This is a genomic window from Furfurilactobacillus rossiae (assembly GCF_013394005.1).
Lineage (GTDB): Bacteria > Bacillota > Bacilli > Lactobacillales > Lactobacillaceae > Furfurilactobacillus > Furfurilactobacillus rossiae.
The window spans coordinates 156329-182236 of record NZ_CP040586.1 but is presented as its reverse complement, the minus strand read 5'-3'; the positions used below and the strand labels follow the sequence as shown (position 1 = coordinate 182236).

The following is a 25908-nucleotide window of genomic DNA, read 5'->3' as shown; positions in this document are numbered from 1 at the left end:
ATAGAATCACTATACCACTTTAATTTTTTAGATATGAAGTGTCGCCCACCGATTATTTGTTTGGCCCAGTTGTCAAACTGAGATTCAAAATTCCCTGATAACTCTCCGCGAACACCGCGTCACTCTTAACGCTAAGACCCATGCCGCGATTAAGGGTTTGCTGAGTTGCAGTATCCGTCATCCCCGTCCGTCTGAACTGACTAGTAGGATATATCGTCACATTGCTTGAATTGTTCGTGAAGATTGGCAACGAACTGGTTGATAGTGGTGTTTTAACGCCATTCGCATCCGTAAAAATCAACGGTTGCGCCAACTTGTGAGTCGGATCAGTCGTGCTCACAAGCTCGTTATTGACCAGCGTGGCAGACAGTGTCCAATTAGCCCCTGCACCGCCATTCAACGAATTCACAATACTGACAGCAAAGTCATGCGCTCGCGGTGGCGCCAGTGTCGTTCCTGTTTTGATCATAGCGGGCGAAAAGTTTAAGGGAGACACCGACTGAATACTTAGTTGCTCCATCTGTGGCACATTAAGCGTTTCTGTCGCACTGGTACCGCCAGATCCGTTTGTCGCGCTGATTGTTAACGTTTCACCGCCAACAACAGCCCGATTCAACGTAACTTGATACGTGCCACCGACTGTCACTGTGCCAGTTCCCAAGGTCATTCCACTATTGTCCTTAACCGTTACACGGCTGCCCGGTTGTGCTAACTTACCCGTCAGCGTTGTGGCGCCATCGCCTGCAATAACAGAATGGGGCGTTGGCACAGCAATCACGATTGGTACTGTGTCGGTTACTACATCATTCATCCCTGGAATCGTCAGCATCATTTTGTGCGTCTGTTGAGGATCAAGGCCATTAAGTGTCGTCACCTTCGTAGCCGGATTCACACCCGTTGTTGAACCCACACTTGCTGTAGCACCCCGTGTAATGGGATTGTCTGCGCCCAAGTTGTTGCCATCGATCACCAATTCTGTGGCATTACTCGCACTTGGAAAGCCCGCACCTGAGGCCGTCAGTTGCCAGAAATCGTTTGTATCGGCCGTCGACGCCTGCTGATTCCAAACAAACTTTGGCGCATTGGTAACCTGAACCGCCTGATTTTGTTTAACGACCGTTGTCGCTGTCTCGTTCATTCCTTGGCTAGTTACTGTTACAGTAATCGTTTCGCCAATGGCAACAGCACGATTGAGTCCAACAGTATACGTGCCACCATCAGCGACAGCACCTGTGCCTAACACATTATTGCTGCTATCTGTAACCTTAATCGTCGACCCAGCCGGCAATGCCGTCCCAGATAAGCGCCGTTGACCCGACCACACATCATTAATCACTGGTTTGTCTGGATTGACGAACAAACTGATGCTATTGGCACTCATCCACGGATTGATTGGCCGGCCATTATGATAAGCAACCACCTGCAACGTATGCGTACTTCCACCTGAAAGGCCATTAAGAGCGGTTTTAATCGCAGTCCAGTTGCGAGCGGCTATTTTAGCAGTGTTCACGGTTAATGTCTTTCCTGAAATTACCGTATCGGCACTTGTAAACGCGTCCCCAGCAATTTGTTGACCATCGATCATAAACGAAACACTGTTGACTTGATCAGCTGTCGTGTAATTAAACGCGACGTTAGCGCTTAACTGTAATGACTGCCCAAAGATTGCTGGCATCGTACCCGTCCGTTTGTCATAGGTTACAGTGCCTGGCAAACTGCCGGCGTTAACTTGGGTAATTGACATTCCGGGGTCAACCACGGTTTGATTTTCCGTATAGAGTGGAATCAAGCCAAGCGCCCGGTTGATAACAGTTATTTTGTCGCCAGTCTTCATCGGCGTGCCAATATCAGTTGTCCAATCACCCGTCAAGATAGATACTGTCGCCTTAACAACATCATTTAGACTAACTGTCAAACCGCCCAGTACCCCTAACAAATCATTGTTTCCTCGAACCGTTTGGCCATTTTGAATCAACGTTGTCGTATCCAAGCGTGTTACCAACTGGGTACTAATGCCATCGTCGTTTAGCCGTGCCTCAGCTTGTTTCTGCTGTTCTTCATCCGTCTTTGCATTGACGTTCTCAGATTCAGCGTTCGCTGGCCGTTGAGTCGTGTCGTCGTTTTTTTCATCAATGCCAGCGCGTTGCGACTCACTAAATGGCGCGCTTTCAACAGATGCATGCGCATCCATGTCTTCATGTGCCCGCGTTGACTCATTTGCCGATGACATTGCTGGACTACTAGTGTCGGCTCGAACACCAACGGAACTAATCGTTGATGGCACCGAGACCACCAGCAACAGGCCCACCATAATAAACCGGGTCAGTGTTTGCTGCCATTTACGCATCTTGCACCTCCTCGTTTGTTCACATGGTTAGCGCCGACGCCGGAACCACCATGTCGCACCACCAATAATGGCACCTAAAATAATCACAGCGCCTGCACCTTCCAACATGTACCAGCCTGGATGACGTGGCTTTGCCTTATCGAGCGACTTATCATTTATGCGATTGGCGTCACTAGCCCGAATCGTGAAATGACGTTTGAAATGCCATGTATCGTTTTCATTCTTCGCCGTCATCTTCAAGGTGTACTTGCCGGGCTTCAATTCTTCTCCGCCAAACAGAATTGGAAAATCAAAATTAGAATTTGGCGCCATAATCATCTGTTGTAGTTTAGCCTGTTTTACAACTTTTGTTGATCCCTGCTCGTAAATTTTGCCTTGAACAGTCAAATTTGGAATGATAACTGCTGCAGTGTTTTGCAGGTTTGCAAAAATTCCCTTCTTGTAATTGCGCAGACCAGGTTTCACATCATTTAGTTTCAGCACTGCTGACACTTCATGATTCACCGTTAGCTTCATCGCAACTGCATAAGAATATTTGTTATGCACGGTTACGCCAGCTTTTTTGTCTTTCTGTTTCGCATCAACTCTTTCAAAGTACCATGCGCCGAGAATCACGCCAGTTTTCGAATTGTCAGGCACACGAATCGTTGCTGACACCGTTTTTTTGCTATTAGCAGGAACCGTAATAATCTTCGCTTCGTGTAATTGGGTAATTTTCTTTAACGGTATTTTTAACGATGAATCTTGCTTTTTTGCTTCCGCAACGTACTCAATCTGACCATTTTCATTCGTATGTGCCGTGTGAATCTCATTCTTAATCTTCATTTCCTTGTCAGACGTATTTTGAACCACCGTCGATACCGTCTGCGTCTGACCCGGATTCATTTTTAAGTCAAAGTAACTTTGCTTTTTATCTATTTGATTATCTGGAATTTGCGCTTGAACGTTAAAATTTACATTTGCGTCATCACTAGCCGCCTTAACTAATCCAGTTGTGACAAACACCGCGGCTATTGCGGATAGGATCACCAGTAATCCTCGTAGTCGTTTCATTGCGGTTCCTCCATTGTGTTTTGGTGCAGTGATTGAGATTTCTCTCGGGCTTCGGCATCACTCTTAAAAAAGCACCGTTCAACTGACAGCTGACCGGTGACTTCAATTATGGGGTCAGAATAATTGTTAACTTGTTGGCGAATCCTGCAGTGTCCACGTTAAATTGGTTGTATAGTTCGTGGCCTTTGCCGTTCCACCAATAATGGTTAATTCTGTTTGGGCTGGCGTCCAACGGTCAACTGTTAGGCCGCCACCCTTACCTGCTGCAGCCGATAATAGTGTGCCACCTGTGCCCAAAGCGTTACTAACTTCGCTGGCAACCGCGCCGTTATCGATACCCGATTCCGTCACGACTTGTCCGACGGGCAACTTTAATGTCGCACCCGTAAGTTCATCCGAACCAGACTTCAGCGGTGTCCCGGAAACTTTCAGCGCCCAGCCAGCATTAGTCCCACGTTCGTCTGCAACTTGAGCTGATTGAAATGTTCCAATCATATCTGAGCCAGATGTTCCCACTCGCTTTGTCGTGGCCGAACTAATTGGCTGCGTACCAAACGAAATCAACTTGGAAACATAGTTCAATCGTAGTGCTCCCGTAGCGCCAGTGCCGGGATGAGATGGGTCGGTAATGGGCCCATCACCAGGTTTTGACGGATCAACTGGTCCAGTCGGCCCCTGTCCAGCGATAAATCCTGCCGTCACTTGTGTTGTCGCGGTGCCCACATCACCAGCTGCCTTCACGCCCATCACAGGACCCATGAGCAACCCAGCCGCGGCAATGACACCAAATAATTGTGTCTTTTTAAACATGTTTGGTCCTCCTTTTTGAACGCACATTTGAACTTGCGTCTATTCATCAGTGCGTTTGACTTTGCATGCTTGTAAGTTGACCACCATAATTGTTAGTTCCAGAATAGCAACTGCCAGTATGTTAAGGCAAATTTTATGATTGTAATCAGAAAATTCTAAATATAAAAATGTTCCACGTGAAAACAAAAAAGTGCGCGCCATCTGGCAACGCACTTTCAACTGATCTAATTATTTTTCGTCAAACTCATAAACCTTACTCTCATATGGGCGTAACGTAACACCCTGGTCATCGGCGTAGTTACCAATAAGTTCTCCGGTCGCCTCACCCTGATGATAATCGCGTGTAACGGTGTCGTTAGTGAAGTTACACATAACTAACAATGTGTGCCCGTCATAATGACGTTTGTACGCATAAACCTGATCGTCATCCGCGTCTAGTGCCTCAAAATCACCAAACTTAATCAAGTCGCTGCCATGACGTAAGGCAATTAGTTTCTGATAGTACTTAAGGACCGAATCCTGGTCATTTTCTTCAACCGCTACATTAATTTCAGGATAGTTGGTATTCATCTCAGACCACGGTGTGTGTTCAGAAAAGCCAGCGTTTGCCGCAGTACTCCATTGCATTGGTGTCCGCGCATTATCACGGGAAATGTTGGCTAAGTCCTTCATCATTTGACTCGAGGACACAAGGTGCTTTTCTTCAACCATTTCCTTGTAACCGTTCAATGATTCCAGATCACGATACTGTGATAGTGACGTGAAGTGAGCGTTGGTCATCCCCAGCTCCTCACCTTCATAAACGTATGGGGTTCCTTGCAGCATGTGCAATGCTGTCCCTAGCATCTTAGCAGCCCTAACGCGGACCGCTGGATTGTCGTTGGCAAACCGGGAAACGGCACGCGGTTGATCATGGTTGTTCCAGTACAAACTGTTCCAACCTTTGCCATCTAGCTCCTGTTCCCAACGGTTGAGGGAATCTTTCAACTCTGTCAGTTTGACCGGCTGATCGTTCCATTTACCCAACCGAACATCAGGGTTAGCACTCAAACCAACGTGTTCAAACTGAAAGACCATGTTCAGCTCTTCGCTCTTCAACCCGGTATATTTAATTGCGTCCTCTGGTGTTGAACCAGGCATTTCGCCCACCGTCATCACATCATAATGCGACAACACTTCTTCATTCATCTGGTGCAAGAATTCATTTAATCGTGGTCCATCAGCGACAAAGTCCATCGTTGTGCCAGCAGTCGCTTCACCAGGCACATCAGGTAAACCAGGTTGTTTAGAAATCAGGTTGATAACATCCATCCGGAAACCATCGACGCCTTTGTCCAACCAGAACCGTTCGATATCAAAGACGGCTTGACGAACATCGGGATTTTCCCAATTCAAATCAGGCTGTGCTGGAGCAAACAAATGTAAGTAATATTGCCCGCGTTCTGGCACGTAAGTCCATGCTGGACCGCCAAATGCAGCCTGCCAGTTGTTCGGTTCATGGCCGTCAACCGGATCGCGCCAAATATAATAGTCAGCGTATGGATTGTCTTTAGACTGACGGCTCTCCTTGAACCAAGCATGCTGATCAGACGTGTGATTGACAACCAAATCCATCATCAATTTCATTCCGTGCTCATGAACCTGTTTAGGCAACGTATTGAAGTCATTCATATCACCGTATAAGGGATTGATTGCCTTGTAATCGGCAATATCATAACCATTATCCTTATTAGGTGATTTGTAAATTGGGTTCAACCAGATCACGTCGACGCCAAGTTGCTTAATGTAATCGAGCCGTGATGTAATCCCAGGCAAATCACCAACCCCGTCATTATTGCTGTCCTGAAAACTCATTGGGTATATTTGATATACAACTGAACCTTGCCACCATTGATGTTGCATGATGAACCTCCTCATTTGTCTCTTAGCTAATTTAATTCATTTTTTCAAACTGACTATTTTGTTTCTGAAAGTGCTGGGTGAATTACACTGACCGCAAATGCACCAATAATTAGGGAAATACCCCCGACGACAATCATGCCAGGCATTGACTGACCGATAAGTGGGAAAATTGCGAAACTGGCCACTGATGCAATGATCTGTGGTAAACAAATCCCACAGTTGAACAGTCCTAAGTAAGCGCCTTCATTTGTGCCGTCCAAAGATTCCGTAAACAGTGAGAACGCCTGTGTTTGCATCGTTAAGTAACTGATCCCGATCAAACAGAATGGGAAGATCAAGCCCATTTGTGAGTGGGTGAAGAACACCATGATAAAGCCGACACCACCCATAACTAAACCAATTCTGTACCATAGCTTACGTTGCGTCGCCTTAGTGCGTGACAGCAACAACATGCCCCACAGCACAGCGGCAACGGATTGGATACACGTTAAAATCCCGTACCAGTTACCAGCTGCTTGATACCCTGCGGATGCTGGGTTGGTTGTGTGCCAAACATTATCCGCAATTGCTCCAGTGCTGTATGTCCACAAATACTGGAAAGCAAACCAGGCAAAGAGTTGAACAAATGAAACTTCCCAGAAGGCCTTTGGGGCAACTTTAACCAAGTGCCACAGACTAACATCGGGCTTCTTTTCGTTTGGATCAATATCGTGATATAAGTCATATTCCGTTGGGTTATATTCTTTAACTGACAAAATCGTGTAAAGCGAAGTCAGTAACAGAATCCCAGCGCCAATGTAAAAGGCCAACTTAACGGAGTTTGGCACCTGTCCCTTTGGCGCAATATTGCTTATCCCGAACAGTGTTAAAACATATGGGGCAATGGTGGCAAACACACCACCAAGGTTTGAAAATGATTGTTGCCAAGACCAGGCCATGTCCTTTTGGTCTTCGTTAACCATGTCACCGATAATCATCTTGAATGGTTGCATACATACGTTTGAAGATAGGTCCATGAATAAAATGGTAAAGGCACCAAATAATAGCGCTAATAATGAACCATATCCGAAACCGAATGAACCAGCGTTTGGCAACAGAATCATAACCAAAGCGGCAATCGGGGCACCAATCATTAAATAAGGCATCCGCCGACCAAACCGATTCCATGTTTTGTCTGAATATTTACCGATTAAAGGCTGAACAACCATCCCTGCCAATGGTGGCAAAATGAAGAAGAAACCAAGTTTAGTTGGATCTGCTCCAATGGTCTGGAAAATCCGTCCCATTTGTGATGATTGAAGTGAAAAGGCCATGTTAATACCAAAAAATCCAAAAGTCATCGCAAAGATTGCGGATAACTTTAATTTTGGCAATCCCTTGTTCACATCAACTTCCGTCGACGCTTTTACTTTAGTGTCTGAATCCGTCGCTTGCATAATCAAGCCTCCTATAAATATGTACCTGGGTCTTGTTGACTTCACGTTACGTATTACCGTAAGCGCTTTCAAAAAGTACATTATCACATTACACAAACGTTTGCAACATTGTTAAAACAATAACACAAACGTTTGCGTATACTTGTATAATTACGAATGGTAAACTTGAGACAGTAAATTTTATTGGAGTGCTTATGCGAGTAACCATTAAGGATGTCGCGCAGGCGGCGAACGTTTCTGTCTCGACCGTTTCGCGTGTGCTATCAAACAAAGAAAACTTTTTTGCTTCAAAAACGGCTGATCATGTTCGCAAAGTCGCTGCCGACCTAGGTTATCAGCGAAATGCCTACGCCGCCGACTTAGCCAGCCATCAAAGTGACGTACTGGCCGTCGTGATTTCAGCCACTAAATCAAATTTTGCCGATGAAATCATCGCCGGTATTCACGATGTGGCGACCAAAAACGGCAATAGTGTCATGATTTTATACGCCGGCGAAAATAATCCTACACTTCAGGACAAAGCCATTAAAACGGTTATTGAACGAGACGTCATGGGCGTTTTGATCGTCGCTTTGGAGCTTGGCGATGAGTCTTTGTCGAGCTTGAAAACGAGTGGTATTCCGCATATTTTCCTCTCAACTGCCGCCAAAGAAAACCTCGGTCCGTTTATCGCCTCTGACGATCATGCTATCGGGTATGAAGCAACCAAATATCTCATCGAGCATGGTCACCACAAAATCGGTTTAGTTGGTATGGATGAACAATCATTTGTCGGTACACAGCGCATGACCGGGTATCGTGAAGCAATGGCAGAATATGGTCTAGCAATCAACGAGGACTGGTTAGTCCCTGGTTACTTTACGTTTGAAGATGGAGAAACAGCCATGGCGCATTTTGGCAAACAACCAGAGGTCACCGCAATTATCGCTAACAGTGACCTCACCGCCATCGGTGTCATCGACCAGGCCCGCGATTACGGCTTAGAAGTCCCTGCGCAACTCTCTGTCATGAGTATTGATGGAACCAAACTGACCCGTATTTTCAGACCGACCATCACCAGTGTCACGCAGGACTTCTTCCAAATCGGCCGCGCTGGCTGTGCAGCTCTGTTGAATGGCGACAATGAGCCAATCCAGTCCAAGTTTTTGCCAATTAAAGTCGTTGAGCGCAATAGCACTAGGCAGTTGTGAGCAATTTATCGATTAGCTGTCGGGTTTAGCTAGCAGTGTATCGAACTCGCTTTGCAACTATAATCGTTTGAATTCGCCCATTGATACCAACCTTGACCTGTTTTCGATATATAGACTATGAGGTATCAATTTCGGTCGAGTGCAAAGCCTCTTAATCAAATAACCACGAAAAACGGACTGTAAATCAGGGGAATTCCCGAGATTTACAGTCCGCTTTAATTTGCATCTAAATGCATTTAGTTCATCGACAATGAGTTCTTCAACCATTCCTCGTCGTTAGGATCTTCCGACCCACGACGATTCTTGTCGATACCCGCAATAGCGTTCATTTCGTCGTCGCTGAGTTTGAAATCAAACACATCGATGTTTTGCGCAATCCGTTCAGCGTGAATGGACTTTGGAATGACGATGATGTTGCGTTGCAAATGCCAACGTAAGATAACTTGCGCCACGCTCTTCTTGTGCGCATCAGCAATCTGCTTCAATGTTGCATCTTCCATGACGCCACTCTTACCTTGACCCAATGGGCCCCAAGCCTCGTGAGCAATGTTCAAACTTGTTAAGTAATCGTGCAACTCTTTTTGCTGGAAGTATGGGTGCGTTTCAATCTGGTCAACCGCTGGCTTAACCTTTGCGGAAGCCAACAACTTATCGAGATGTGGCTTTTCAAAGTTTGATACACCAATCGACTTGATTTTGCCATCATTGTACAAGTCTTCCATGGCACGCCACTTTTCCGTGTACCCTTCACTTGGCCAGTGAATGAGGTACAAGTCCAGATAGTCCGTTTGTAACTTCTTCAGTGATTCCTTGAAGGCCGCGATTGTCTCATCATAAGTCGTGTTGCTGTCCCAAACTTTTGACGTAATGAACAGGTCTTCACGCTTAACATCACTTTCAGCCAAGGCTTCGCCAACCCAAGCCTCATTATGATAAATAGCCGCCGTGTCAAAATGACGATAACCATCCTTTAAAGCATCAGCAACAGAACGTTTTAAGTCCGTTGCGTCCTGCACCAAAAAGACACCTAATCCTAACTGAGGGATTTTTTGTCCATTGTTTAATGTTAATTCATCCATATTGAAATTCCTCCTCAACTTGCTTTCATATTCAATACTAGCGCGTTCGTTTAGTAAAACAAGACGGTACTTGCAAGTGCCTAGGTTACCAATAAGTACCTTGACAAACGTGGATTAACCAAGCAGTTCTTCTCGGCTCGGTGCAGTCTCACCGAGATGACGAATGACCACACTTTCACCATTGGCTGCCCGACGACGGACGTCTTCTTCACCCCACTGACAAATTTGTTCCAATAGGCCGCTTAAATTTTGACCATGTTCCGTCAATCCGTACACCACACGTGGTGGCACTTCATTGAATACTTTTCGGGTCACTATACCATCACGTTCCAAATCACGTAACTGTGCCGTTAAAACCTTCTGTGTCACGTTTGGAATGGCCCGACGCAGTTCACTTGTCCGCATTGGCCCCTCGTGCAAATCACAAAGGATAACTGGCTTCCATTTACCACCGATCACATCCAATGTTGCCTCGACACCAACGTTATAAACTTTCGTCACGACTTCAATCCTCCTGTGAATACCTTTTAAAACACAGCTGTGAAGCTGTTTACCTAAACTAAACTATAGCATATTAACGATAGTAGTCCCTAACTTGAACCTTCGTTTGAATAGTTTGTGAAATTTATATTCTTATTTTCAAAAATAATGCCATATAACGGTAATACTTTATTTTATGAACGCGTTTACATTTTTCACATAAACCTTTATGCTTAAGATAATCTAATTAAAGGGGCGATTGTTGTGTTTCATTCCAAGAAATCGATTCGTTTAACCGCTTTGGCATCAGCCATGGCACTGATTTTAGTCTTCACACTAGCTGGTTGTGGTAAAACGGCCAAGTCAACTAACCAAAAGGTTGCCGACCAAAAAACGTGGGTCGTCGCAACGTCTGGTACATTGTATCCAACTTCGTTTCACGCCAATAAAAAGAGTGCCCTAACTGGCTACGACATTGCAGTCGTCAAAGCCGTTGCCAAGGGACTCCATAAAAAAGTGACCTTCAAAGAAATGGATGTCGACGGAATGCTGACAGCCGTTAACAACGGGACTGCTCAAATGGCCGCCAACGACTTTAGCATCAGCAAACAGCGTGAAAAACAGTTTGCCCTTTCCACTCCTTATAAATTCAGTTTTGACAGCATGGTTGTCCGCAAGTCAGATCAATCTGGGATTCACAGCTTCGCTGACCTAAAGGGTAAAAAGGCTGCCGGTGAAGCTGGTACCGGCTATCAACGTTTGGCCAGTCAGCTCGGCGCTAAGCAAGTTAATTACGATAACGTGTCAAACGACGTTTACCTCCGCGATGTTGTAAACGGGCGAACTGACGTCATTCTAAACGATTACTACTTACAATCCATGGCGCTCAAGGCATTGCCTAACTTGCCTCTAACCATTCCAAAGAATCTCTACTTCACCACTCAAAACGATAAAAATGGTACAGGCATCATCATGAAGAAGAGCAACACGAAGTTGACTGCGGAAGTCGATAAAGAAATCAAGAAGTTAGAAGCGGATGGCACCATCACCAAACTATCGAAGGAATTTTATGGCGGCCAGGACGTCTCCAAAAAGCCTAACGTTAAGACAACTTACTTCAAGATCAAATAAGGAACGCTCATGAATTCATTGCTAAATTGGCTGACTATTCCTAACTTTTTTAATGCCCACTTTGCGTGGCATGCTTTGCCCTACATTCTTGGCGGCTTGCCACTAACAGTTGAGCTCACCGTTGTCAGCTTTATCGGCGCACTCGCACTCGGCTTTTTCCTCACCCTCGGTCAAATGAGCAAACGCCATTGGCTTCACTGGCTGACCCGGACGTACATTTCGTTTATGCGCGGTGTGCCTTCGTTAGTTCTGCTGTTCATCCTCTACTTTGGGCTGCCCTACACTGGCATTCAGTTAGACGCCTTTGTAGCTGCAGCCATTGCGTTCATTCTAAACGCAGCAGCGTTTGTTTCCGAAGTCTTTCGTTCTGCCTTTATGGGCGTCGAAGATGGTCAATGGGCCGCTAGCTATTCGCTTGGCATGTCGTATGGTAAAGCCGTCCATTACGTCATCTTGCCGCAAGCATTCCGGATTGCCATCCCCGCACTGGGCAATATCTTGCTAGATATGTTCAAGGGAACTTCGCTGGCCGCGATGGTCACCGTTTCCGAAATGTTCATGCGTGCCAAAATCCAGGGCGGTAAGCAGTTTGACTACATGACCGTCTATCTATTGGTCGCACTCATTTATTGGGCATGTTGCTCATTGCTGACTGTTGGTCAAAACTGGTTGGAAAAGCGGTTAACGTTGTCGACTACAGATTAATTAAACTCAATTGTGTATAAAAATAGGTGTCTTCACTACTCCATTGCGTAAATGAGCGATAGTGAAGACACCTATTTTCTTATCACTGAAATCTGCTTACAGATTGTTCAGATAAATATTTTGTGTGGTTTAAAGGCCGTTGCGCTGGCCTAAAACGCCGTTCCATGAGGACCGGGTTCAACCCGCAAAAAACGCGGTTTTCACCCTCGATTATGGGCCGAAACTCACGTCCCATAAGTCGTCCCGCACCACTAAGCGGCCAGACCCATGCCGACAAGTGGTGCCGACACGGAACTATGTTTCAGGCCAGCTCCACTCATGTAGCAGGAAATAAACCATTATCAATTTTCTATTCTATGGACAAATAATAAAAATACTTACAGACCACTTTTGGATCAAATGATGTTGATGTTAGTGAATGGTTCATCGCTGTGTTGCTGAAGGGCGTCAACATTGATACCGAGCCGTGAAGGTAACGTTAATTCGGTGTTTTTCCGAATTTAGGTTACGGACGGTCGCCAAGACTCGCGGTTCTCACGAGGCTTGGCGACGAGGTGAAAGATTCCGGTTTTCAGGGAGTTTGAACCGGTCCCACGGCGAGCGCGTCAATGTTGACAACCGGAAGCGAAAGCGACATCCACCACAAAACCGAGTATCAGTTTCGTTGAACCAAAATAGCTGAATACAGAACATACATTGAGTTAGCTGGATTGTTATACCCTTGGGCTGCCATCTTCTTTAGCAGTTCGTCCAACGCTTGCTTACGATCATTTTCGCCCAGATCTTGCGCGTCGATTGCTTGAAACTGATTAGCGAAATCAACACCGTCCGACAGATGATATTTCTCCCAGTATGCAGGGGTTAAAAGTGTTGCGTTCAATTTACCATGATTTTTCATGTTTGCTCCTCCATTGATTGCAAGTTAACAATCTGCTTAGACTTATCTTGGCTTAATTTTACCGCCGTTTGTAATCGTTTTCAAAATCAACCCCACATTGCTCGCGTTTTGCGGTAAAATGTAACAGTTCTCACAAGACATATGAGCGTGCCATCAAAGTTTAGCTTTAACTATAAATTGTGGCATTTAAGGAGAGTTTGGCAATTATGAAAAAAGCGCTTATTTGGGGTAGCCTAACCGTTGCCTTATTGGCAGTATTGAGTGGCTGTGCAAAGAAACCTCAAAAGCACACAATGGTAAAAAATCCTTATGAGAAAACTGAGATGGTGATGGGCACCGTCTGCACCCTGTCAATTTACGACAAAGGCAAGAAGTCCGTCATTGATAAAGGCTTTAAGGAAATTCATCACATGGACGATGAATCCACGTTGACACGTGGCGGATCACAACTTGATAAAATTAACGCAAATGCCGGCATCAAACCTGTTAAAGTGCCTGCAGACTTTTATCCAATGGTTCAAAAAGCCCTCGACGTTTCAGAAAATTCTGAGGGTAGTTTCGACATGGCAATTGGTGCCGTTACCAATTTATGGAAAATCGGTTTGCCAGGTGCACGAGTCCCTGAACAGTCAGAAATTGATGCGGCATTGCCGCTTGTCGACTACCATGACGTTCAATTGAATGATAAAAATCGCACTGTTTACCTTACCAAGAAAGGCATGCGGCTCGACTTTGGCGGAATTGCAAAAGGCTATATTGCGGACCAAGTCAAAAAGGTCTTTAAGGAAAACGGCGTTACCTCCGGCATTATTAACTTAGGCGGGAACATCATTGTGATGGGCAATTCGCCGGAAGGCCATAACAAGCCTTGGCAAGTCGGTATTCAGAACCCAGTCAAACCTCGTGGCGACGCTGTTGGCACCATTAAAGAATCTGACATGTCAATTGTGACTGCTGGTACCTATGAGCAGTACCTCATGTCCCACGGTCATAAATACATTTATTTGTTCGATGCCAAAACTGGCTACCCATATGAAAATAATCTAGCCAGTGTCACGATTGTCTCTAAAAAGTCGATTGACGGTGACGCCTTATCCAATGCTGCGTTTGATAAGGGACTAAAAGATGGCTTAGCATACATGAATAAGAAGCCCAAAATTCAGGCTATCTTCATTACAAACGACAAAAAAATCTACGTTACAGACGGCCTAAAGACCAAGTTTAAATTAGATAAACACACTAATTACAAAATGGGTAATTAGCTTACATTAATTAGATGATTTCTCGAAGCTTATTCACTCGACGACAACAAAAATAATATTGTATAATCCCTCCAAAACACGATGCGTCAATTCGTTCATCCAGGTCTGGGGGGATTTTTTTGAAACAGATTATTCGGGGTTATTTAATTGGCTTACCGGCAATGTTGTTTTTGTTATTACTATTTTCATTACAACCTGGAGTCGGCGTTCGCTTTGCTTTCAGCCCACTCGACGATTATCTTGTCCTTGCCTATATGAGTTTTCCGTTTGCTCACCAATTCTTCCCAAATTTATTTCACATCCTTCATCTTTCACGACAGTCTCACCCACGTGAAGTTAACATGCCTTCGCATCAGATCATAACGCCTGCTGTGTCGTTTAGTTTCATGTTTACAGACTACTTCAGCAATCTGGGCGTAAACTTTGTGATTGACACGTTAATCATGCTGATTTCACCTTTTTTGGCATTAGCTGACATACTGTTGCTTTCGTTCAACCCACATCAACGTTCAATGGTTCAAACAAGCAAATTTTATACCAGACCAAAAAGTGGTTCGAGAAAATAACTCTCAAACCACTTTTTTCAGTATTATTAACACACTATTTAGCCTTTGATGTAATCGTAAACTTGTTCCCCAGCCTGACGACCAAAGATTACCGTTTCAGCGATCGAGTTTCCGCCGATCCGGTTGTTACCGTGCAATCCGCCGACAACTTCACCGCCAGCAAATAAGCCTGGAATGATCTGACCGCTTTCGTCCAATACTTGCGTCTTATGGTTGGCCTTGATGCCACCCATTGTGTAGTGAATTGCGGGTGCAATATGAATAGCAAAGAATGGTCCAGCTGAAATATCACGATCCATACCAGTTGAGCGACCGAATTCTTTATCATCGTGATCAGCCACAGCGGTGTTCCACGTGGAAACAGTTGATGACAACGCATCAACATCCATATTCAGTTTGCCAGCCAATTCTGACAGACTTGAACCTGTTACAACCAAACCAATACTGTCGTAGAACTCAATGGCTTTAACACGTGAACGAATACCTTGATCCAAAATCAGATAAGCACTGTGCTCTGGCAGAGCTGTAATGGCATTAGAAACTACCTTACGCGTCGTTAATTCATTAACGAACCGTTTGCCTTGCGCATTCACCAAAATGGCACCTTCGCCACGGACGGCTTCACCAATCAAGAATGCATGCGGGTTATCTTGTTGTACAGTTGGGTGTACCTGAATTTGATCCATCTGAACTAAAGCAGCACCGGCGTCTGTTGCTAACTTCAAACCATCACCAGTTGCCCCGGGTTGGTTCGTTGTCTTGTAACCCTTTAAATCAGGCCGGTACTTTTCAATCATATCGTTGTTGGCACCGAAACCACCTGTTGCCAAGATAACAGCTTTACCGCCAACCACCTTTTGGCTGCCATCAGGCAATGTTTCGTTAACGCCCGTAACTTTGCCATCTGAATCTTTCACCAAGCTGTTGACCGTTACGCCAGTGAACAGTGGTAATTCTTCCTTCTGAACGACCTTTGATAACTCAGTAACCAAGAACGCACCAATTGGCGCCATGCTTGCTGGCCGGTGAGTCCGCATTTTGCTCATCCCACCAGTGATGGTAATATCGTCCAAACGAATACCGTGGTCAGCTAACCAATCAATTGATAAAGCAGCGTGTGAACTGAAATAGCCGAGCAATTCTTTATCGTTTAAATCGCCACCACCCTTAAGGGTTTCAGCGTAAAAGTCCTCGTAACTGTCGACAACACCATGATGTAACTGAACATTGGTTTCAGCGGCGTTCATCCCAGATGAAGCACGCATCGTGTTACCACCAATTTTTGGCATCTTTTCAAAGATAACCGGCTTCAAGCCAAGTTCATGTGCCTGAATGGCAGCTACCATCCCAGTACTACCTGAACCGATGATGACAACATCATAGCTGTCCTGAAGTGCATTGATATCAGTTGGTTGAAAACGAAATTTTTCGGCCATTTTAATTGACGCTCCTTATTTGTTTGCAAAATGAGTGACTAAAATTGATTCTATTTAGGAATTGGATGTGCCATCGATCAAACTTTGCTCTGTAATTCACTAATACTAGCAGAAGAAACGACACATCACTTACGTCGTAAGCATAAACGATGTGCCTAATCATAGTCAAACGTTTGTGAATTAATTAATTTTGTTAATATGGTAAGCTGAACTTAATATCAACGCCACACAACAGGAGGTGTGTATACAATGCAATTTTTACCTTATCTCACGTTTCACGGCCAGGCATATAAGGCACTAAAATTCTATCAATCAGTTTTTGGCGGTCACCTAGATATCCAGCGTGTAGGTGAACTGTTTGAAACCAGCGATAACAAAACAGCCAATCTAGTGGTGCATGGTGTGTTAACCATCGAGGCAGGCTTTCAAATTACGGCACTCGATGTTATCCCCGGCGCGCCTGACGTCCAGCCAGGAGCAACGGTTTCGATGGGTCTCCATTTTAACGACGCAAAACACGCAGCAGACATCTACGGCCAACTATCCGAAAACGGTCAGCGTGTCATTGACTTTACTTCGAAAGATTGGGGCGGCCTCTTCGGCATTGTCACGGACCAATTTGGTGTCCGTTGGAATATCGACGCCACCACCTGATTAACGCAGGAAAATATTGATTCAAATAAAAAAGTCTATTTCACCCGTGCCTCAAAAATTGAGGTGCGATAGAAATAGACTTTTTTTGATTACTAAGTTTACATGGCACGCGAATATCAGCCGAAGGCGGCAAGCAAGGCTATCCCTCAAACACCTGAGTAGAAAAAAACTTCTAGTCGTACAAATCATGAACTTGCTTTTGAACAACTTCATGTTCCAAAAAGTCATCGTACTTCGTGTCGAATCGTTCAACTAGTCCTTTGCTGGTCACTTCAATGATGTGATCTGCAATCGTTTGAATGAACTCATGGTCATGTGACGTAAACACAATAGAACCCTTAAAATCAATCAGACTGTTGTTCAATGCCGTGATTGATTCCAAGTCCAAGTGGTTAGTTGGATCATCCATCAATAAGACGTTCGCCTTACTCAGCATCATCTTGGACAGCATTGAACGGACCTTTTCACCACCGGACATGACACTCACCTGGCGCATGACATCCTCGCCGGAGAATAACATCTTACCAAGGAACCCGCGTAAGAATGTGTTGTCATCCTCACCCTTCGGCGCATACTGCCGAAGCCAGTCAATGACAGTCAAATCAGAGTCCGTGAACTCGCTATTGATATCACGGGGCAAGTACGTTTTCTTAACCGTTTGTCCCCAAGTGACCGTTCCCGTATCAGGTTTCATTTCCCCGGAAATAATTTGCATCAAAGTTGTCGTCGCCAGTTCATTGCGACTGATCAATACCGTTTTATCTCCAGGACGCAGTGTGAACGTAATGTTATCAAGAATCTTCACACCTTCGATGGTTTTCGAAACATCCTCAACACGCAGTAAATCGTTCCCAAGTTCACGTTCTGGCGTGAACTGAATAAACGGGTATTTCCGTGTTGACGGCTTAATGTCATCAAGCGTAATCTTGTCTAACTGCTTCTTACGCGAAGTAGCCTGTTTAGACTTCGACGCATTGGCACTAAACCGGGCAATGAAGTCTTGCAGTTCCTTAATCTGTTCCTCTTTTTTCTGGTTGGCACTAGACTTCAGTTTGGCAGCCAATTCACTACTTTCCATCCAGAAATCATAGTTTCCCACAAAGAGCGTAATCTTGCCAAAATCGACATCACAGATATGGGTACAAACTTGGTTCAAGAAATGCCGGTCATGTGAAACCACAATCACGGTGTTATCGTAGTCAGCCAAGAAATTTTCCAACCAGGCGATGGATTGAACATCCAGTCCGTTTGTCGGTTCGTCCAACAGCAGAATGTCGGGATTGCCAAACAACGCCTGACCAAGTAACACTTTCACCTTTTGTGGCTCAGTCAATTCGCTCATTTTCATGTGGTGCATGGATTCATCAATGCCAAGCGCTTGCAACATCTGGCTGGCTTCGGCCTCGGCATTCCAACCGTCCATTTCAGCAAAGTCGCCTTCTAATTCAGCAGCGCGCATACCATCTTCATCACTGAAGTCTGGCTTAGCATATAAAGCGTCCTTTTCTTGCATAATGGCATACAGCTTAGCGTGACCTTGAATGACCGTGTTCAAAACTTCTTCATCTTCGAAGGCAAAATGGTTCTGGTTCAAACTGGACATCCGTTCGTTGGGTCCGAGTGAAACAGTTCCAGTCGTTGGCTTTAATTTACCTTCAATAATCTTTAGGAAGGTCGATTTCCCTGCACCATTTGCCCCAATTACACCGTAACAATTACCCGCGGTGAATTTAAGGTTGATATCTTCATACAGCTTTCGTGTGCCGAACTGCATGCTGACGTTGTTTACTGTTAACATTAATATCCTCTCGTCTTTAAGAAAAAGCCGCGTCATAAAAATGTTCATGCCACAGCTTTATATAGTGTTGTATAAGTTGTTCTAGGTTATCACATTTTCGGCCCTGCGTCTAAGCCTCGTTGGCACAAAAAAGCCTCCACCATAGATGGTGGAAGCTTTTTAAAATGATTCAATTATTGATTGGAAGTTGCAGTAGTAGCGATTGACTTCAAGTAGTTGTTAGAGTCAACTAACGTAGCACCTGAAACAAGGTTACTCTTCTTGCTTACGGTCTTGTTAGCTTGAGTCGTGATTTGTGCAGCAGTCTTACCAGCAACCCACTTGTTGATGGCGTTGATTGATTGCATACGACCCTGCTTAGACTTAGCAAGTTTCTTCATCAAAGCAGAGTACTTCTTGTCGTTGGCTTGCTTGGAAATCAAGATTTCGTTACTCTTGTAACCTTCTTTACCAAACTTGGAGTAACTGTTTGGAACACCCTTGTAGCCCTTGTTTTGCTTTGTGTTAATGAACTGGAATTCGTCAATGCTTGAAGCAGCAACTTTGTCACCACTCATGGCAACTGTCGTAACAGCAAATGATTCATTACCATGTGGAGCACCATTGGTTTGTTTCAGCACAACGTTGTCGCCGGAAACTTTAGCACCCTTAGTGGTGTAACCTTTGGTAGCTGCATCAGCGATAGCCTTAACGTAACCGTTCGTGCTGGTTAAGGTAGCACCAGAGATAACCTTCTTCTGCATTGCCTTGTTCTTCTTAGCAGCAGCGTAAAGTTGACTAGCAGTCTTACCCTTGACGTAGTTCTCAATGGCAGTCAAAGATTCTTCACGGCCCTTAGTTGAGTGAGCAATATTCTTCATCAGTGCAGAGTATGCTTTGTCGTTGTTAGCTTTGGAAATTAAAGTTTCGCCCTTCTTGTAACCTTCTTGACCAAACTTTTTGTCACTGTTAGGAACACTGGTAAAGCCCTTCGACTGTGATGTCTTGATGAATTGGAATTCGTCAACCTTAGCAGCCAAGATCTTCTTACCTTTCATGGCAACAGTCGTAACACCAAATGATTCGTTGTTGTGAGGACTGCCATCCAATTGTTTGATGACAACTTGGTTATTATTTGAACTAGCCTTAGCAGTTCCTGATGGTAATACTACTAATGAACTGCCCATGGTTAATGCTGCAGCAACTGTAGCTGCCTTCATACCTAATTTGTTCATTATGTAATGCACCCCTTGTGATTTAATTTTCATACTCTTTACAACTGTAAATTTTAGCACTGCATTTCGTGTTTGTATAGCGATTTCTGTAAGCGATTACCAAACTATTAGTATCATCTTTTCATTGTCTATTTCATTAATCAATCAACCACTCTTGCTTTGCTCAAATAATCCCTATCTATAAGGACATTACTTCAGTATGTGGGTGACTTTATCTTTGTAGCAGCGGGCGGTGTGGATGCTATCGTCTCAATCCGGGGAGAATTCAAGGTAATCAAAAAAGCACTCTATTTCCAAAGTTCAGAAATAAAGTGCCCACCTAAGATCAGTTTCTAAACATTTTAAGATTCACTGTTAGCTGACGCCGGAACATCTGTATAGATAATATCGATGTCACCCATTTTAAACGCACCCGTAATCAAGACGTCAGGCCCTGTTTTGGTCGGCTTCACACCTTTTTCGTTAATGTCGATCATTGTGGCGTCCATTTCAATATCCACATTCCAATCTTGCGGCACGTAAAGGTCCACTTCGCCCATATTGCCGTTTAGAAAAATCGTTGCTTGGTCACCATTGATATTAGCCTTATCGAAGTAAACCTTCGCTTCGCCCATCGTCACATTGATATTAGCCTGCTTAAAATCCTCAGACTGCACGTAACGGACAGCGTTGCCTAAGCGTACGTTTACATTGACAGATGATTCATGGTCCGTTTCCGTTGACGTTGTGCCCTGAAACGTTCGGCCATGATGACTGGCCCAGCGATTTGCCATAAAGTAAGCGTGACGCCGGTAGAAACGGTGACGCAACGGTTGTAACACGAGCGATAAACCAATGCTGAGTAACAACGCAACGCCAAGAATGGTCCACGGTACTAGCCCAGTAATACCAAGCGGTTTGGCATACAGCATACTCATAAACGCTAAACTGAAAATGACACCGCTGACGCTGAAATAAGCGATACTTTTAATTGCCAGCGCCGCCAATACCAACGTTCCGACGATTGTCCAGGCTCCGAACTGGTAGGTTAACCAGCCCATCTTAACTGCTAATAATAAACCTGCACTGATTAAAAAGAATAATCCCCAGAACCAGCGACCCCACTTTACTCTCGTACTCATCATGACAAAGACCTCATTTCATTTAATCGTTCCTGTAGTTGTTTTGTGTAACGACGTGACGCATAAACTTCTTTGTGGCTCCCGGCAAACGAAACCAGACAACTGGATAGTGATTTGTTCAGTGCGCTGACATAATGCAAATTGATGATGGTCGATTTAGAAACCTGTAAGAAAAATCCAGGTAATTCATCGACTAGTTCATACAACCGTCGCTTATTATTGAAGATATCCAAGGCTGTGTGCACCTGCAGCAACCGATCAGCGGTTTCAATAAACAAAATATCATCCAGTGACACGAAGTATTGCGTGTTCCCTTGAAAACAAGCAAGGGTATTTTCACTCGTGTGGATGCCCACTAAACGTTGTTCAAGTTGTTTAACTTCATCATTTACGGTTGCCGCACGAATAATGACTTCCGGTTCTTTGCATTCCGGATCAATTTCAACATGAACTTTCAATGGACATCCCTCCCTTATGAACAAGACTAATTAAACGTCGAAACGATCATAAATGAAATAGTATTTGAATGAGCGGTCAATTTTGCTACGTGAGTGGTCATTTTTTGGCAAACGTACCTAGGGAATCGCGTTCATGAAGTGCACTTTCAACCATCGTGAGTGGTTCAACGGACCAGCCTGCCAGCTGACGGAGAACGTTTGTCGCGACCTGCTGACCCATCGCTCGTGGCTGTTGTTGAATTGTGGTAATGCCGGGTTGCATCAGCTGTGACAATGACCAATCATCATAGGCCACTAGCCCCACCTGATCAGGAATTTTAATCTGATTCTCCGCCAACACTGTCATCACTTGGAGTAGTAAGTGACCCTGAAGCACGTACAAAGCTGTGTGACCAGCACGGTTTTTCAGAGTCGTATGAAGTTGTTGATACAACTTCGCATTTGGGGTCTCTGGCTGAACAATGAGTGTTTGCAGCGGCTGGATAAACGTCTGTCGCTCACAAAGGTCAGTAACTGCCCGATAACGCTCATCACGAGCTGTGTTATCACCCAACGGCGGCGTCACAACAACCAGTTGATTGTAGCCGCGTCTGGCAACTGTCTTCGTCAACTGAGCTGAATAACGATAATTATCCGTTGTGACTTGAGGCCAGTTTGTACCTCTCAACTGGCGATCAACGACATCAACAACCGGCTGCGTTTGTTTTAAAAATGCATAGTTGGCTGCTGTAGCGCTAACGGGCTGCAAAATAATGCCGTCAACCTGCAGTTCTAGCAAACGTTGTAACTGTTGACGTTCAACTTTAAGGTCATTATCGGCATTCATCAAAACGATTTGATAGCCCGCTGCCGCTAAAACTTGATCCGCGCCCTTAAATAAAAGTGACGAGAATAAGTTTTCAACATCGGCGACGACCATCCCAATCAGATGACTGGACTGCCGCTTGAGCGATTGTGCTTGACGGTTCAAACGGAAGCCAGTCGCGTCAATCACCTGTTGAATGCGTGTCCGTGTGGCCGCAGACATTTTTTCGTAATGCCCGTTTAGATAACGTGATACCGTGGCGTTTGAAACGTTAGCCTGGGCTGCGATGTCATTAATTGTAAGTGGCTTTTTCGTCATTTCAAATGCTCCTCACTGTAACGTGTTAACCGCCCATTGTGGTTGCCTACCGTTCAACACACGAACCACTTCACTAGCAGCACCAATCGCCATGCGGTTCATAGACTCTGTCGTGTTTGAAGCAATGTGTGGTGTCAGCAAGATATTATCAAATTGATACAATGGACTAGATAACGGCAATGGCTCCTCGTCAAAAACGTCGAGAGCAGCCGCACGTAACCGTTTGGAATTTAAGGCATCGATCAGCGCTGTTTCATCAACCAATGCGCCACGGCCTAAGTTGATTAAGGCGGACCCAGGTTTCATCTTAGCAAACGCCTCGCGGTTCATGATTTTGCGTGTATCAGACGTCACAGCCGCATGTAAAGTCACGATATCAGATTTTTGCAATAGTTCATCAAAGGTCACTTGCTTAGCAAACGTTGTTTCACGTGGGTGCCGATTGGTATACAAAATTGTCATCCCCAAAGCACTCGCCTTTTGCGCCACGAGCTGACCGATCCGACCAAATCCAAATATTCCCAGCGTTTTGCCTTCCAGGTCAAAGCCTCGGTGGGTTTGCGGATAATTAAAGTCGCCCTGGCGCATATGTTGAGAATCCTGAAACAGGTTCTTCGATACGGCCAAAATATCCGCTAAGGTTGTTTCGGCCACCGTCGATGCGTTCGCTTGCGGCGTAATAGTGACATATACACCATGCTTTGTAGCTACCTGCGGATCAATATTGTCGTAACCAACGCCATGTCGCGCGATTACTTTAAGGTTTGGCAATGCTGGATATAAGTCCTCTGTAAATGGATCAAGCATATAAACGATGCCGTCAACACGATCACCTAATTGACGTAACGTGTCTGCATGTTCGTTTGGCACCTCAATGAGGCTCATCCCATGCTCAGTTAAATAATCCTTGCCGGACTGCTGCCAATTTTCCGGTACAACAACTCGTTTTGTCATAAAGTCTTCCTTTCTATCGCAAGAGATACCCACCGTCGACTGGAATCGTCGCACCAGTAATGTAGTTAGATGCTTCACTGCCGAGAAACACGATGGTTCCCATTAACTCCCGCGGATCCGCCCAGTGACCAGCCGGAATGTGCGCTAAAATTTCTGTGTTCCGTTCCGGGTCGTCCTGTAGTGCTTTCGTCATTGGCGTATCGATGTAGCCAGGGGCAATGGCATTAACCTGAATGTTATCGGGTGCGAGCGCATCGGCATACGCCTTGGTCAAACCAACAACACCGTGTTTGCTAGCGGTATACGGAAAAATAAACTTACCCGCTCTAAACGATTGCATAGATGCGACGTTAATAATCTTGCCATGATGTTGCGGGGCCATCTGTTTAGCCGCCGCGTGTGACAAGTAATAGAGGGCGTTTAAGTTCACATCGATTACGGCGCGCCAATCTTCGTCCGTGAATTTGTCCCAGGTAGCACGTCGCTGTAGGCCAGCATTATTAATCAAAATGTCGAGTTTTCCAAACGTAGATTGAACAGCGTCCATGATTCGTTGCGGGGCATCAGTCTCAGTAATATCACACTGAATGAACGCAATATCCGCCTGATTATCAGTGGCAAAATTTTTAAGTTCTGGCCAGCCCTTTTGTGAGCGGCTAACAACCAGTACCTTGGCACCAGACTTGAGTAACGCTTGCGTATAAAATGCGCCTAGTCCTGAAGCACCACCAGTCACGATTGCCACCTTATCATCGAGTCGAAACCAACTGCTATCAAAAGTTTTCATGAAGAAATCTCCTTTTTAGGTAAACGTTTAACCTAGCTTTACAAAGGTCAATATAGCCGTTTACCTTCAGTGTGTCAATTAAGTGGTGATGCCAGCTTTGCACGATAAAAAATGCCACACCAGCGTTGATGTGACATTCTCCTCATTTATTCTTCAGATAAGTGTTTTGCAAACGAATTAAACTGTCGTTTCGTCAGGCTGAAACGCCGTTCCGTGAGACCGGTCTCAGCCCGAAGTACACGGTCTTCGCACTCGACTTGAAGCCGCAAAACCACCGTCTTCAAGCTCGTCCTGTAATACTAAATGGTCAAGACCATACCATTAAGTATTACCTTCACGGAACTCTGTTTCTGCCTGACTACACTACATTTACGCAGGAATGTATCTTGAAAATATCGCTATAATTTTTAACACATCATATAAGACAAAGAAGACAACACACTGACCTTTCTAATCAAATATCAAGTAAATAGCATCATTGCTACCCATTCAAACTAACTAGTCCATCGTATAAACAACACGTTTTGTGACATCATTCCAATTGGTTTCATTTAACTCTGTTAAAGGCATCGTTGTCGAGGCAATCTTGAATTGATCAGCGCTGATTAACTGCGCCAATTCAGGCAGTTCCGCTAAATATTGTCTAGCATTAATGCTACCTTGACCACTACCTACTAAATTCAAGTTTACGGATCTGAGTGCAGCGCTTGGGAGCACCATATCGGCGCCGCTCATACTGCCAATTTCAATCCATAGCAATTGTTGACTGTGGTTCTGGCGAGCCGGTAACATCACTTTCATCGCTGTGGATGCTGCGGTGCCCCATAAATAATCCAACACAACATCCACGTCGGCAGCTGCTGTAAACGCAACTCTTAATGATTCCTGATCATCTCGAAGCGAAATCGTCTGTGTTGCGCCTAGTTCAGATAATGCTGCCAGTTTTGTTTGATTACGGCCCACACCAATAACTTCGCTTGCGCCGAGATAACGACTAATTTGAACGGCCATCTGCCCAGCTGCTCCGGTTGCGCCTAAAATCATGACTTTTTTGCCCGTCAAATCCCCCACGCGAACCTTAATTGACATCCAAGCGGACATTGCTGGATTCATCCCCGCTGCAACTCTTGCTGCATCAATATCATTACCCAAGGGAATAAAACGGTGGTGATCAATCACTGTTTTCTCAGCCAGTGCGCCATATTTGGCATTTGACGTGATAAAGTAACCTGTCTGGCCCGCCTCCGTTTGCCCAACACCATCTAGTCCTGGTACAAACGGTAATTCGCCGGTGCTTGTGTAATGCGTGCCATTTGCTTGTGAACGTACACGGGGATACACTGCGGCAGCGAGCACATGGACCGTCTGCTCGTTTGCGGCTGGCTTCGGCGTCTCGATTACGCTAACTTTTGGTGCCTCTTTAAAATCATTTACAACTGCTGCTTTCATATTATTGCCAACTTTCTTTTTGATTATTAATTACCAGTAATTTATAATTGAGTAT

General features: G+C 44.9%; 23 protein-coding genes. 6 read left to right on the top strand and 17 right to left on the bottom strand.

Translation table 11 applies throughout. From position 1 onward, the window contains the following. Positions 1–52 precede the first annotated feature (52 nt). The 5 genes from LROSL1_RS00935 to LROSL1_RS00915 all read right to left on the bottom strand — a co-directional run bounded on the left by LROSL1_RS00935 (position 53) and on the right by LROSL1_RS00915 (position 7548). Positions 53–2347, bottom strand: coding sequence for an Ig-like domain-containing protein (locus LROSL1_RS00935; RefSeq protein ID WP_178913407.1), 2295 nt, complete (start codon positions 2345–2347; stop codon positions 53–55). A gap of 27 nt (positions 2348–2374) precedes the next feature. Next, entirely contained in the window at positions 2375–3400 is a 1026-nt protein-coding gene (locus LROSL1_RS00930) for a DUF916 and DUF3324 domain-containing protein (RefSeq protein WP_178913406.1), read from the bottom strand. 126 nt (positions 3401–3526) lie between these two features. Continuing rightward, positions 3527–4210 carry a WxL domain-containing protein gene (locus tag LROSL1_RS00925; protein WP_178913405.1) on the bottom strand — a complete coding sequence of 228 codons (684 nt, stop codon included), beginning with the start codon at positions 4208–4210 and terminating at the stop codon, positions 3527–3529. A 228-nt stretch (positions 4211–4438) separates the two neighbouring features. Beyond that, positions 4439–6112 carry a glycoside hydrolase family 13 protein gene (locus LROSL1_RS00920; RefSeq protein ID WP_178913404.1) on the bottom strand — a complete coding sequence of 558 codons (1674 nt, stop codon included), beginning with the start codon at positions 6110–6112 and terminating at the stop codon, positions 4439–4441. 53 nt (positions 6113–6165) lie between these two features. Next, positions 6166–7548 carry an SLC45 family MFS transporter gene (locus LROSL1_RS00915; protein ID WP_178913403.1) on the bottom strand — a complete coding sequence of 461 codons (1383 nt, stop codon included), beginning with the start codon at positions 7546–7548 and terminating at the stop codon, positions 6166–6168. Between the two features lie 194 nt (positions 7549–7742). Here LROSL1_RS00915 and LROSL1_RS00910 point away from each other — a divergent pair, with 194 nt between their 5' ends. Beyond that, on the top strand, positions 7743–8738 hold the full coding sequence (locus LROSL1_RS00910) for a LacI family DNA-binding transcriptional regulator (protein ID WP_178913402.1): 996 nt from the start codon (positions 7743–7745) through the stop codon (positions 8736–8738). A 236-nt stretch (positions 8739–8974) separates the two neighbouring features. On the opposite strand, the gene LROSL1_RS00905 is transcribed toward LROSL1_RS00910, so the two are convergent. Both LROSL1_RS00905 and LROSL1_RS00900 read right to left on the bottom strand, forming a co-directional pair. Next, a complete protein-coding gene (locus LROSL1_RS00905) occupies positions 8975–9817 on the bottom strand; it encodes an aldo/keto reductase (protein ID WP_178913401.1) in 843 nt (280 codons plus the stop codon). Between the two features lie 114 nt (positions 9818–9931). Continuing rightward, complete coding sequence (locus LROSL1_RS00900; protein ID WP_017261285.1) at positions 9932–10318, bottom strand: winged helix-turn-helix transcriptional regulator; 387 nt, start codon at positions 10316–10318, stop codon at positions 9932–9934. A gap of 291 nt (positions 10319–10609) precedes the next feature. Between LROSL1_RS00900 and LROSL1_RS00895 the strand changes: the two genes are divergently transcribed. Together LROSL1_RS00895 and LROSL1_RS00890 are read left to right on the top strand one after the other, a co-directional pair. Continuing rightward, positions 10610–11428 carry a transporter substrate-binding domain-containing protein gene (locus LROSL1_RS00895; RefSeq protein WP_178914900.1) on the top strand — a complete coding sequence of 273 codons (819 nt, stop codon included), beginning with the start codon at positions 10610–10612 and terminating at the stop codon, positions 11426–11428. Positions 11429–11437: 9 nt separating this feature from the next. After that, positions 11438–12133, top strand: coding sequence for an amino acid ABC transporter permease (locus LROSL1_RS00890; RefSeq protein ID WP_178913400.1), 696 nt, complete (start codon positions 11438–11440; stop codon positions 12131–12133). Positions 12134–12788: 655 nt separating this feature from the next. Here the strand turns inward: LROSL1_RS00890 and LROSL1_RS00885 are convergent. Continuing rightward, positions 12789–13031, bottom strand: a complete 243-nt coding sequence (locus LROSL1_RS00885) for a hypothetical protein (protein WP_178913399.1) — start codon at positions 13029–13031, stop codon at positions 12789–12791. Positions 13032–13237: 206 nt separating this feature from the next. Here LROSL1_RS00885 and LROSL1_RS00880 point away from each other — a divergent pair, with 206 nt between their 5' ends. Together LROSL1_RS00880 and LROSL1_RS00875 are read left to right on the top strand one after the other, a co-directional pair. Further along, entirely contained in the window at positions 13238–14293 is a 1056-nt protein-coding gene (locus tag LROSL1_RS00880; protein WP_178913398.1) for an FAD:protein FMN transferase, read from the top strand. 119 nt (positions 14294–14412) lie between these two features. Next, positions 14413–14859 carry a hypothetical protein gene (locus LROSL1_RS00875; protein ID WP_017261290.1) on the top strand — a complete coding sequence of 149 codons (447 nt, stop codon included), beginning with the start codon at positions 14413–14415 and terminating at the stop codon, positions 14857–14859. A 38-nt stretch (positions 14860–14897) separates the two neighbouring features. Here LROSL1_RS00875 and LROSL1_RS00870 read toward each other — a convergent pair whose 3' ends face one another. Then, a complete protein-coding gene (locus LROSL1_RS00870; protein WP_178913397.1) occupies positions 14898–16295 on the bottom strand; it encodes a flavocytochrome c in 1398 nt (465 codons plus the stop codon). 249 nt (positions 16296–16544) lie between these two features. Here LROSL1_RS00870 and LROSL1_RS00865 point away from each other — a divergent pair, with 249 nt between their 5' ends. After that, positions 16545–16949 (top strand): VOC family protein, encoded by a 405-nt coding sequence (locus tag LROSL1_RS00865; RefSeq protein ID WP_178913396.1) that lies wholly within the window; start codon positions 16545–16547, stop codon positions 16947–16949. A 172-nt stretch (positions 16950–17121) separates the two neighbouring features. On the opposite strand, the gene LROSL1_RS00860 is transcribed toward LROSL1_RS00865, so the two are convergent. The 8 genes from LROSL1_RS00860 to LROSL1_RS00825 all read right to left on the bottom strand — a co-directional run bounded on the left by LROSL1_RS00860 (position 17122) and on the right by LROSL1_RS00825 (position 25853). Beyond that, positions 17122–18747, bottom strand: coding sequence for an ABC-F family ATP-binding cassette domain-containing protein (locus LROSL1_RS00860; protein WP_017261293.1), 1626 nt, complete (start codon positions 18745–18747; stop codon positions 17122–17124). Between the two features lie 173 nt (positions 18748–18920). Further along, positions 18921–19961 (bottom strand): hypothetical protein, encoded by a 1041-nt coding sequence (locus LROSL1_RS00855; RefSeq protein ID WP_178913395.1) that lies wholly within the window; start codon positions 19959–19961, stop codon positions 18921–18923. A 341-nt stretch (positions 19962–20302) separates the two neighbouring features. Then, on the bottom strand, positions 20303–21085 hold the full coding sequence (locus tag LROSL1_RS00850; RefSeq protein WP_178913394.1) for a LiaF transmembrane domain-containing protein: 783 nt from the start codon (positions 21083–21085) through the stop codon (positions 20303–20305). Continuing rightward, complete coding sequence (locus LROSL1_RS00845) at positions 21082–21540, bottom strand: LytTR family DNA-binding domain-containing protein (RefSeq protein WP_178913393.1); 459 nt, start codon at positions 21538–21540, stop codon at positions 21082–21084. The genes LROSL1_RS00850 and LROSL1_RS00845 overlap by 4 nt, the downstream gene beginning before the upstream one ends. 97 nt (positions 21541–21637) lie before the next feature. Then, on the bottom strand, positions 21638–22663 hold the full coding sequence (locus LROSL1_RS00840) for a LacI family DNA-binding transcriptional regulator (RefSeq protein ID WP_178913392.1): 1026 nt from the start codon (positions 22661–22663) through the stop codon (positions 21638–21640). A 12-nt stretch (positions 22664–22675) separates the two neighbouring features. Next, entirely contained in the window at positions 22676–23617 is a 942-nt protein-coding gene (locus LROSL1_RS00835; protein WP_178913391.1) for a phosphoglycerate dehydrogenase, read from the bottom strand. Between the two features lie 13 nt (positions 23618–23630). Further along, positions 23631–24404: a glucose 1-dehydrogenase gene (locus LROSL1_RS00830; RefSeq protein WP_178913390.1), complete on the bottom strand. Its 774-nt coding sequence runs from the start codon at positions 24402–24404 to the stop codon at positions 23631–23633. Positions 24405–24902: 498 nt separating this feature from the next. Then, positions 24903–25853: a quinone oxidoreductase family protein gene (locus LROSL1_RS00825; protein WP_178913389.1), complete on the bottom strand. Its 951-nt coding sequence runs from the start codon at positions 25851–25853 to the stop codon at positions 24903–24905. Between the last annotated feature and the right edge of the window lie 55 nt (positions 25854–25908).